The 10,352-nt window shown below is 68.6% G+C and carries 9 protein-coding genes; all 9 read left to right on the top strand.

What is annotated here, in order from left to right:
• Positions 1-2,898, top strand: a 2,898-nt coding sequence (locus tag CEP50_RS12075) for an ADP-ribosylglycohydrolase family protein (protein ID WP_106114051.1), incomplete at its 5' end; no start/stop codon positions are given.
• Positions 2,899-3,419: 521 nt separating this feature from the next.
• Positions 3,420-3,794 (top strand): 30S ribosomal protein S12, encoded by a 375-nt coding sequence (gene rpsL, locus CEP50_RS12070; protein WP_019852812.1) that lies wholly within the window; start codon positions 3,420-3,422, stop codon positions 3,792-3,794.
• The gene (gene rpsG / locus CEP50_RS12065) at positions 3,794-4,264 is read left to right on the top strand and encodes a 30S ribosomal protein S7 (RefSeq protein WP_106114043.1); all 471 of its coding nucleotides are present in this window, start codon (positions 3,794-3,796) and stop codon (positions 4,262-4,264) included. The genes rpsL and rpsG overlap by 1 nt, the downstream gene beginning before the upstream one ends.
• Before the next feature lie 78 nt (positions 4,265-4,342).
• Entirely contained in the window at positions 4,343-6,445 is a 2,103-nt protein-coding gene (gene fusA / locus CEP50_RS12060; RefSeq protein WP_106114042.1) for an elongation factor G, read from the top strand.
• A gap of 156 nt (positions 6,446-6,601) precedes the next feature.
• Positions 6,602-7,795 carry an elongation factor Tu gene (tuf, locus tag CEP50_RS12055; protein ID WP_019852815.1) on the top strand — a complete coding sequence of 398 codons (1,194 nt, stop codon included), beginning with the start codon at positions 6,602-6,604 and terminating at the stop codon, positions 7,793-7,795.
• 512 nt (positions 7,796-8,307) lie between these two features.
• A complete protein-coding gene (rpsJ, locus tag CEP50_RS12050; RefSeq protein WP_017976809.1) occupies positions 8,308-8,613 on the top strand; it encodes a 30S ribosomal protein S10 in 306 nt (101 codons plus the stop codon).
• Between the two features lie 51 nt (positions 8,614-8,664).
• On the top strand, positions 8,665-9,318 hold the full coding sequence (gene rplC / locus CEP50_RS12045; RefSeq protein WP_106114041.1) for a 50S ribosomal protein L3: 654 nt from the start codon (positions 8,665-8,667) through the stop codon (positions 9,316-9,318).
• Positions 9,318-10,016 carry a 50S ribosomal protein L4 gene (gene rplD, locus CEP50_RS12040; RefSeq protein ID WP_106114050.1) on the top strand — a complete coding sequence of 233 codons (699 nt, stop codon included), beginning with the start codon at positions 9,318-9,320 and terminating at the stop codon, positions 10,014-10,016. The genes rplC and rplD overlap by 1 nt, the downstream gene beginning before the upstream one ends.
• Positions 10,013-10,312 carry a 50S ribosomal protein L23 gene (gene rplW / locus CEP50_RS12035; RefSeq protein ID WP_019852818.1) on the top strand — a complete coding sequence of 100 codons (300 nt, stop codon included), beginning with the start codon at positions 10,013-10,015 and terminating at the stop codon, positions 10,310-10,312. Before rplD ends, rplW begins: the two co-directional genes overlap by 4 nt.
• Positions 10,313-10,352 lie beyond the last annotated feature (40 nt).

The following is a 10,352-nucleotide window of genomic DNA, read 5'->3' as shown; positions in this document are numbered from 1 at the left end:
CCGCCCACCCAGGTGCTGCCCCCCGTGGTGGAGGAGATCCCGGAAACCGCCCCCGCCGGGCGACGGTTCACCGGGGAACGGCCCGGCACGTCGGAGGAAACCCCGGAAGGGGAGACCTCTTCTCCGGCGGGGGAGCCCCCGGGTGGTGACACGCCTCCGGCGCGGGAGGAGGAACCCGACACGGACCCCCACGGTCTCCCCCACGCGGCGGGACGCAGCGCCCCGTGGGAGCGGGACCACGCGGAGAGCTCGGTGCCGGCCAGCGCGGAAGGAAGTGCCACGGATCCGGGGGAGGCCGGGACCACGGCGGGCGCGGAACCCGAGCGGACGGAACCGCACCCCGACGGCTCCGGGGAGGGAACCGACCGGATCGTCCTGCGCACGCCCGAGTGGACGGAGAGGCACGATCGGCAGGAGCCGCCCTCCGGGACGGTGCACGGCTCGGAGGAGCCCGTCTCCGCGCCGGAGCCGCCGGAGCCTCCTGTGGCGGAGGGACCTCTCCCCGCCGGCCCCGAGGCCGCCGAAGTCGGGGAGCGCCGGCCGCCGCGTCCCTCCGCGCACGAGGAGCCGGACACCGACGAGGTCTCCGGACCTCCGGGCGGCGAGGTTGAGCCCGTGCCCGACGAGGAGGTCCCCCCGGAACTCGGAACCACTCTCCCGGGGGAGGAGTCCCCGGACGGGGAGGGAGCGCCGAGCTCGGAGGCGGAGCATCCCCGGCGGGACACCACCTTCGGGGTCGTCTCCGCCGCGGAGGGCCCCCGGGATTCGGAGGAACCCGCGCGGGAGGGAGCGCGGATCAGGCTCCCGGGCATGGACGAGCTTCCTCCGCTCCCGCGGAACCCCTGGGACGGCACCCCGTCTCGGGAGGGCGCCGACGGCGAGCACTCCCGAGGGGAGGAGGGCGGTGGCTCCGAGGAGGACCCTTCCTGGGAGGAGCTGGTCTCCCGCCTGTCCACCGGGCGTTCCGTCGAGGTGCCCTACATGGAGAGCATGACCATGCAGGGGGCCGAGCCCACCGCCGAGCCGACCGGTGAACCCGATCCGCCGGGGGAAGCCTCCACGGTCCCCTCCTCGGGCGGGGAGCACGCGGTGGTCGAGGAACCGGACGCGGCCGTGCCCTCCACCACCGAACGGATCCTGGGTTGCCTGTTGGGCAGTGCCACCGGCGACGCCTTCGGCGCGGGACCGACCCCCCTGTCGGCGGAGGAGCTCACCGCGCGCTACGGCGCGCGCGGTCCCGGCGGGATGACCGAGTACGCGGGCAGCAGGGGGGCGGTCACGGCGGCCACCCAGACCATGCTGTTCACCTGCGAGGGACTGATCCGGGCGGGCGAGGCCCAGGCGGGCGGGGACGCCGACCCGTTCCGCGAGGTGCGTCTGGCGAGTCAGCGCTGGCTGCACACCCAGGGCGTCTCCTGGCCGTGGGCCGTGGGTGACCTGGTCACGCGGTTTCCGGAACCGGACGGCTGGTTGGTCGGGGTGCCCGAGCTCTTCGCCGTGCGTTCCCCGGGCGGTTCGGTCTACGCCGAGCTGGAGGCCTTCGGGGACCGCTCCGCGCAGGGTGACCAGACGGCGCCGGTGGACAACTCCACCGGCTGCGGAGGGCTGGTGCGTGCCCTGCCGGCCGCGTTCTGGTCGGCCGAGCCCGCCGAGGTGTTCGACCTCGGGGTGCGGATCGCGAGCCTCACCCACGGTCACCCGAGCGGGTATCTGCCCGCCGGGGCGTTCGCGGTGATCGTGCAGCAGGCCGTGCTCGGTAGGGGGCTGGACGACGGGGTGTGGCTGGCGCTTCAGGTGCTGGAGACCTGGCAGGGCCACGAGGACACCAGCGCGGCACTGTCCGAGGCGGCCGAACTCGCCGCCGCCGGCAGGCCGGAGCCCCATCACCTGGAGTCCCGACTGGGCGGGGGCACACGCGCGGACCAGGCCCTGGGGATCGCGGTCTGCGCGGCGTTGACCGCCGAGGACGTGCGTGATGCGCTGCGCACGGCCGTCCACCATTCGGGCAACAGCAGCGCCGCGGCGGCGGTGTGCGGCGGCATCGTGGGGGCCCAGCTCGGTGTCGGTGCCCTTCCCGTGGACTGGATGGCCGAGCTGGAACTGCGGGACACGGTGGAACGGATGGCCATGGACTGCGTCGCCGCCTTCGACGCGCGGCTGCGTGCCGAGACTCCTTCGGTGGCCGTCGAGGAGGACGGTGACTGGCGTCGTCGGTACCCGGTGCGGGTCGAGCCCGCTGCGCCGGAGGCCGCCGGGACGGCGACCGTGGTGGACACCGGGTCGGAGTCCGAGCCCGGCCTCCCCGACTCCGAACCGGACGTCGAACACGACACCGCACCGGAGCAGAGCGGGTCCGGGCAGCAGCGGGAACCGGATCAGGAACCCGTCGAGCGGGATCCGCGGCAGCAGCGGTGGAGCGCGCCCCTGCCGGAGGAGGCGGAGGACGGCGCCCCGCACCACACCGCACGCCGGGAGGCGACGGAGGCGGAGCCGAACCCCCTCGCGGGCGCGGGGGAGGGGGCCGTGGACGGAACCCGCGAGGGGGAGACGGTGGCCCCCGTGACCGGAGGGGACGGTGCCGAGGCCGAGGACGGGCGGGAGACCAGCGTCATCCCGGTGGTCCCGGAGTCGGCCGGGGAGGCACCCGCTTCCGCCGAGGTCGCGGAGCCGGCACCGGATTCCCCCGGCTCGGAGGAGGACGGGGTGCCTGCCTCCGGGGCGGAGCGCTCCCGGGGCACCCCGGAACCGGTCGCTCCCGTGGGCGGCGGGGACGGCGGCTCGGCGGAGGCGGGCTCGGCGATGCTCGGGGAGGGGCGTCCCCCCAAGCCCGCGCCACGGCGGATCAACAGCGTCAGCACCGGTGAACTCGATCTGACGGGGGAGTCCGTCGAGAACTGATGTCCCACCTGATCGTGTGATGGTCGTGCGGGCGGGGGCGGAATCCCCGCCCGAACGGACTCGGAGGGGCGGTTCGGGGCGGGCGAGGAGGTCGCGCACTCTTGCCACGGTGGGTAGAGTCGCGGCAGAGACGTAGCGGCGCGCATGCGTACCCCCGTTTTGACCCCCTGCAAACGGGGCAGGTATCTTTATGACTTGGACCCGAAACCCCTCGGGTCACTCCGCATGTCCGTGCGCGAGAACCGCCCGTGTGGTCGGCGGGGGAGCGCCCGTGGATGGTGCGGAACTCTCCTGACGGCCCTCCGGGGTGCACACCCGCTGGGACGCCGCCCCTGCCACACGGCTGAGGGACGGGCGACACGCCCGACCTCGTGTCGCGGGGTGTGGGGCGTGAGGAGACCCAAGTACACAGAGACCTGGGTACACGGTGCTCGGCGCCAGGGGTGCGAACGGTGCTCGAACGAGCGCTGCCGTGAAGCGAGTACCACCAAGACACGAACGCTCGAGAAGAAAGCCGGTCCATGCCCACCATCCAGCAGTTGGTCCGAAAAGGCCGCCACGACAAGGCCTCGAAGGTCACCACCGCGGCGCTCAAGGGAAGCCCGCAGCGTCGTGGAGTGTGCACGCGCGTGTACACGACTACTCCGAAGAAGCCCAACTCGGCACTGCGCAAGGTTGCTCGTGTCAAGCTCACCAGCGGTATGGAGATCACCGCCTACATCCCTGGTGAGGGTCACAACCTGCAGGAGCACTCGATCGTGCTCGTCCGCGGCGGCCGTGTGAAGGACCTCCCCGGTGTCCGCTACAAGATCATCCGCGGTTCGCTCGACACGCAGGGTGTGAAGAATCGCAAGCAGGCCCGCAGCCGGTACGGAGCGAAGAAGGAGAAGAGCTGATGCCCCGCAAGGGTCCCGCCCCCAAGCGGTCAGTGGATTCTGATCCCGTCTACAACTCCCCGCTGGTCACCCAGCTGATCAACAAGGTTCTCATCGACGGGAAGCGTTCGCTGGCCGAGCGTGTCGTGTACTCGGCGCTGGAAGGCTGCCGTGAGAAGACCGGCACCGATCCGATCGTGACGCTCAAGCGCGCGTTGGACAACGTCAAGCCCTCGCTGGAGGTACGCAGCCGCCGTGTCGGTGGCGCGACCTACCAGGTTCCGGTCGAGGTGCGTGCCGGTCGTTCGACCACGCTGGCTCTGCGTTGGGTGGTGCGGTTCGCCCGTCAGCGTCGGGAGAAGACCATGATCGAGCGCCTCACGAACGAGCTGCTCGACGCCAGCAACGGTCTCGGTGCGAGTGTCAAGAAGCGCGAAGACACGCACAAGATGGCGGAGTCCAACAAGGCCTTCGCTCATTACCGGTGGTGACGCCGGGTCGGCTGTATTGCCCGCCTCGGCTCACCGATTCGACAGCTTCAGGCTTGCTGTAGGAACGGGGACGAACTCGTGGCACGCGACGTGCTGACCGACCTGACCAAGGTCCGCAACATCGGCATCATGGCCCACATCGACGCGGGCAAGACCACCACGACCGAACGTGTGCTGTACTACACCGGCATCAACTACAAGCTCGGTGAGGTGCACGACGGCGCCGCGACGATGGACTGGATGTCGGAGGAGCAGAAGCGGGGTATCACCATTACCTCGGCTGCCACCACGACGTTCTGGCAGGATCACCAGATCAACCTCATCGACACCCCCGGGCACGTCGACTTCACCGCCGAGGTGGAGCGCTCGCTGCGCGTGCTCGACGGTGCCGTCGCGGTGTTCGACGGCAAGGAGGGAGTCGAGCCCCAGTCCGAGCAGGTGTGGCGGCAGGCCGACAAGTACGGGGTCCCGCGCATCTGCTTCGTCAACAAGATGGACAAGATGGGCGCCGACTTCTACTTCACCCTCGGCACCATCCGGGAGCGGCTCGACGCCAAGCCGTTGGTGTTGCAGCTGCCCATCGGCAGCGAGTCCGACTTCGAGGGCGTGGTCGACCTCGTCAGCATGAAGGCGCTGACCTGGCGCGGTGACGTGGCCAAGGGCGCCAAGTACGAGATCGAGGACATCCCCGAGGACCTCGTCGAGACGGCCAACGAGTACCGCAACGAGCTGCTGGAGTCCGTCGCGGAGTCCAGCGAGGAGCTGATGGAGGCCTACTTCGGCGGTGAGGAACTGACCGTCGACCAGATCAAGCAGGGCATCCGCACGCTCACGCTGAACCAGGAAGCCTTCCCGGTGATGTGCGGCACGGCCTTCAAGAACAAGGGCGTGCAGCCGATGCTCGACGCCGTGGTGGAGTACCTGCCCTCGCCGCTGGACATCCCCGCCGTGCAGGGTGTGTTGCCCGGTTCCGAGGAAGCCGCCTCGCGGGAGGCGAGCACCAAGGAGCCGTTCTCCGCGCTGGCCTTCAAGGTCGCCGTGCACCCCTTCTACGGCAAGCTCACCTACGTCCGGGTCTACTCCGGGAAGATCGAGCAGGGTGCCCAGGTGATGAACCCGACCCGGGACCGCAAGGAGCGCATCGGCAAGCTCTTCCAGATGCACTCCAACAAGGAGAACCCGGTCGACGAGGCCCAGGCCGGGCACATCTACGCGGTGGTCGGGCTGAAGGACACCAGCACCGGTGACACGCTCTGCGACCCCCAGAACCAGATCGTTCTGGAGTCGATGAGCTTCCCGGACCCGGTCATCGAGGTGGCGATCGAGCCGAAGACGAAGGCCGATCAGGAGAAGCTGTCCAACTCCATCCAGAAGCTCGCCGAAGAGGACCCGACCTTCCAGGTCAAGTACGACGAGGAGACCGGGCAGACCATCGTCAAGGGCATGGGTGAGCTTCACCTGGAGGTCCTGGTCAACCGGATGAAGACCGACTTCAAGGTCGAGGCCAACATCGGCAAGCCGCAGGTCGCCTACCGCGAGACGATCCGCAAGCGTGTCGAGAAGCACGAGTACACCCACAAGAAGCAGACCGGTGGCTCCGGTCAGTTCGCGCGTGTGGTGATCAACCTCGATCCGATCGAGCAGACGGCGGACAGCCCGACCTACGAGTTCGACAACCAGATCACCGGTGGACGCATCCCCCGCGAGTACATTCCCTCGGTGGACGAAGGGGCCCAGGACGCCATGCAGGTCGGCGTGCTGGCGGGCTACCCGATGGTCGGTGTCAAGATGACCTTGGTGGACGGCCAGTACCACGAGGTCGACTCCTCGGAGATGGCGTTCAAGGTCGCCGGTTCGATGGCGATGAAGGAAGCGGCCGCCAAGGCCAGTCCGACGCTGCTCGAACCGTTGATGGCTGTCGAGACGACGACACCCGAGGAGTACATGGGTGAAGTCATCGGCGACCTCAACTCCCGCCGTGGTCACGTCCAGGCCATGGAGGAGCGTGGCGGTTCCCGCGTCGTCAAGGCGCTGGTGCCGCTGTCCGAGATGTTCGGGTACGTGGGCGACCTGCGTTCCAAGACGCAGGGGCGCGCGAACTACTCGATGGTGTTCGACTCCTACGGCGAGGTTCCGGCGAACGTGGCCAAGGAGATCATCGCGAAGACTACGGGGGAGTGACTCCCGCGTAGTCGACATCGCCCCGCTTCCGCGCTCCAGAAGCGGGGCGAGGACACAACCCGACAGGACTCCGCCCGTTACGTGGTCCCCGCGCGGCAGGCGCGGTCGGAGCTCGTCGCACGGCGGAAACGATCACAAGTCCAGGAGGACATTCCAGTGGCGAAGGCGAAGTTCGAGAGGGACAAGCCCCACGTCAACATCGGGACCATCGGTCACGTTGACCACGGCAAGACCACGCTGACCGCGGCCATCACCAAGGTCCTGCACGACAACCACCCGGACCTGAACCCCTACACGCCTTTCGAGGACATCGACAAGGCTCCGGAGGAGAAGGACCGCGGGATCACCATCCAGATCGCGCACGTCGAGTACCAGACCGAGGCGCGGCACTACGCCCACGTGGACGCCCCGGGCCACGCGGACTACGTGAAGAACATGATCACCGGTGCCGCCCAGATGGACGGTGCGATCCTGGTGGTCGCGGCGACCGACGGTCCGATGCCGCAGACCCGTGAGCACGTGCTGCTCGCCAAGCAGGTCGGTGTGCCCTACATCCTCGTCGCCCTGAACAAGGCCGACATGGTCGACGACGAGGAGATCATGGACCTGGTCGAGATGGAGGTCCGTGAGCTGCTCAGCGAGCAGGACTTCCCCGGCGACGACGTGCCGATCGTGCGCGTCTCCGCGCTCAAGGCGCTGGAGGGCGACGCCGAGTGGGGCCAGAAGATCATGGAACTGCTCAACGCCGTCGACGCCAGCGTGCCGGACCCGCAGCGTGCCACCGACCAGCCGTTCCTGATGCCGGTGGAGGACGTCTTCTCCATCACCGGTCGCGGGACCGTGGTCACCGGCCGTGTCGAGCGCGGTGTCATCAAGGTGAACGAAGAGGTCGAGATGGTCGGTATCAAGGAGAAGCCGATCAAGACCACGGTCACCGGTGTCGAGATGTTCCGCAAGCTGCTCGACCAGGGTCAGGCCGGCGACAACGTCGGTCTGCTGCTGCGTGGTGTCAAGCGTGAGGACGTCGAGCGCGGCATGGTCGTCATCAAGCCGGGCACGACCACCCCGCACACCGAGTTCGAGGCTCAGGTCTACATCCTGTCCAAGGACGAGGGCGGTAGGCACACGCCGTTCTTCAACAACTACCGTCCGCAGTTCTACTTCCGTACCACCGACGTGACCGGTGTGGTGACCCTGCCCGAGGGCACCGAGATGGTCATGCCCGGTGACAACACGGAGATGTCCGTGCAGCTCATCCAGCCCATCGCGATGGAGGAAGGGCTGCGTTTCGCGATCCGCGAGGGTGGCCGCACGGTCGGCGCGGGCCGCGTCATCAAGATCAACAAGTGAGGGCGGGGTTCCCCTCCGGGGTGTTCCGGAGCGGGAACCCCACCCCCGGTTCGGGGTGGCACACCCGGTGTGTCACCCTGAATGGGTTGCCTGTCAGGGCGGCTGGGCCGAGAGGCGACGCTGTCGCCTCGTGATTCGGTCCGGCCGCCCTGACGTGGGCGCGCCGTGCCCGTGATTCACTTCGCGGACCGGCGTATCCGGTTGCGCGGGTGCCGCCGGACAGACGTTCCGGCCGGGGCCGATATGGGTGGCAACCCGAGGTGTACGGATCCCTGTGGATCCATCTCATCGGCGTGGATCGATGGGACCGGCCTGTATCGCGCGGGCGACACGCCCGACCGCGTGTGCCGGGCACCCAGACACCTGAACAGGGGCGGGCTGCGGACCGTGGCGCCGCGCCGGCGAGCCCGCGGGACACGTGTGCCACACGTGACCGCGAAGGAGTCGGCGACGTCGGGTCTACGCACCGCGCTAGGTACTAGCGGCACGAGACAGAGGAACGGCAAGCCACTATGGCGGGACAAAAGATCCGCATCCGGCTCAAGGCCTACGACCACGAGGCGATCGACGCGTCCGCACGCAAGATCGTCGAGACCGTGACGCGCACCGGCGCTTCGGTTGTCGGGCCGGTGCCGCTGCCCACCGAGAAGAACGTCTACTGCGTCATCCGCTCCCCGCACAAGTACAAGGACTCGCGGGAGCACTTCGAGATGCGGACGCACAAGCGGCTCATCGACATCGTCGAGCCGACGCCGAAGACGGTGGATGCGCTCATGCGCATCGACCTGCCGGCAAGTGTCGATGTGAATATCCAGTGAGCGGTCGACGCGCATTCGGTTCAGTGACAGGCGGCGGAGAGAACGAGAGCCATGTCTGAAAGGCAGTTGAAGGGGATTCTGGGCACCAAGGTCGGGATGACCCAGGTCTTCGACGACCAGAACCGGGTCGTTCCGGTGACGGTCGTGGAAGCCGGGCCCAACCTGGTCACCCAGATCCGTACCAAGGAGAAAGACGGTTACCAGGCCGTCCAGCTGGCGTTCGGCGCCATCGACCCCCGCAAGGTGAACAAGCCGCGCAGCGGCCAGTTCGCCAAGGCGGGCGTGACGCCGCGCCGTCACCTGGTCGAGCTGCGCACCGCGGAGGCCCCCAACTACGAGCTCGGTCAGGAACTGACCGCGAGCAGCGTGTTCGAGGCCGGGTCGCACGTGGACGTGGTCGGCACCAGCAAGGGCAAGGGCTTCGCCGGTACGGTCAAGCGCTACGGCTTCGCCCGTCAGGGGCAGAGCCACGGTACGCAGGCCGTGCACCGCAAGCCGGGCTCCATCGGTGGCTGCGCTTACCCCGCTCGGGTGTTCAAGGGCAAGAAGATGCCGGGTCGTATGGGCGGCAAGCGCGTGACCACCCAGAACCTCAAGGTGCACCGGGTCGACGAGGAGTCCGGGATGCTGCTGATCAAGGGAGCCATCCCCGGCCCCAACGGCGGCCTCGTGCTGGTCAAGAGCTCTACGAAGGGTGGTGCGTGATGGCCGCTAAGCTCGACGTCCGCACACCGGACGGGAACACCGACGGACAGGTCGACCTGCCCGCGGAGCTGTTCGACGCGAAGGCGAACGTGCCGCTGATGCACCAGGTCGTCACGGCCCAGTTGGCCGCGGCGCGCCAGGGCACGCACTCCGTCAAGACCCGCGGCGAGGTCTCCGGCGGCAGCAAGAAGCCGTACCGCCAGAAGGGCACCGGCAACGCCCGCCAGGGTTCGATCCGTGCTCCTCAGTTCGTCGGCGGTGGCACCGTCCACGGCCCCACCCCGCGGGACTACTCGCAGCGCACCCCGAAGAAGATGAAGGCGGCCGCGCTGCGCGGAGCCCTGTCCGACCGCGCCCGCGCGGGACAGGTCCACGTGGTCACGCACGTGGTCGAGGGCGAGCGGCCCTCCACCAAGGCGGCCAAGGCGGCGCTGCGGGCCGTGACCGAGGCCAGGCGCGTGCTGGTGGTGCTCGACCGCAGCGAGGAGACCTCGTGGTTGAGCCTGCGGAACCTGCCGCACGTGCACATCATCGAACCCGGTCAGCTGAACACCTACGACGTGCTGGTCAACGACGACGTCGTGTTCAGCAAGCAGGCCTTCGAGCGCTTCGTCACCGAGCGGTCGCCGAAGCGTTCGGCCCGGACCGCGGTCACTCCCGACGCGACTTCGAGTCAGGCTGAGGAGGCAGACCAGTGACTTCCGACCCGCGAGACGTCATCATCGCGCCGGTGATCTCCGAGAAGAGCTACTCGCTCCTGTCGGAGAACCAGTACACGTTCCTGGTCCGCCCGAGCTCGAACAAGACCGAGATCAAGATCGCGGTCGAGAAGATCTTCGGCGTGCGGGTCAAGAGTGTCAACACGATCAACCGCCAGGGCAAGCGCAAGCGCACCCGCAACGGGTTCGGCAAGCGCAAGGACACCAAACGGGCGATCGTGACGCTGTCCCCCGATAGCAAGCCGATCGAGATCTTCGGCGGCCAAACCGCCTGAGCAGGGCGCTGAACGGCACGTCGAAGGAGACTGAGGACTG

Source organism: Actinopolyspora mortivallis (genome assembly GCF_003001495.1).
GTDB lineage: Bacteria > Actinomycetota > Actinomycetes > Mycobacteriales > Pseudonocardiaceae > Actinopolyspora > Actinopolyspora mortivallis_A.
The sequence above is the reverse complement of the archived record's forward strand: the minus strand, read 5'-3'. Positions and strand labels throughout refer to the sequence as shown.

Coding starts and splice junctions, on each gene's coding strand:
- rpsL (WP_019852812.1), top strand. CDS start 3,420: ATGCCCACCATCCAGCAGTTGGTCCGAAAAGGCCGCCACGACAAGGCC.
- rpsG (WP_106114043.1), top strand. CDS start 3,794: ATGCCCCGCAAGGGTCCCGCCCCCAAGCGGTCAGTGGATTCTGATCCC.
- rpsJ (WP_017976809.1), top strand. CDS start 8,308: ATGGCGGGACAAAAGATCCGCATCCGGCTCAAGGCCTACGACCACGAG.
- rplC (WP_106114041.1), top strand. CDS start 8,665: ATGTCTGAAAGGCAGTTGAAGGGGATTCTGGGCACCAAGGTCGGGATG.
- rplD (WP_106114050.1), top strand. CDS start 9,318: ATGGCCGCTAAGCTCGACGTCCGCACACCGGACGGGAACACCGACGGA.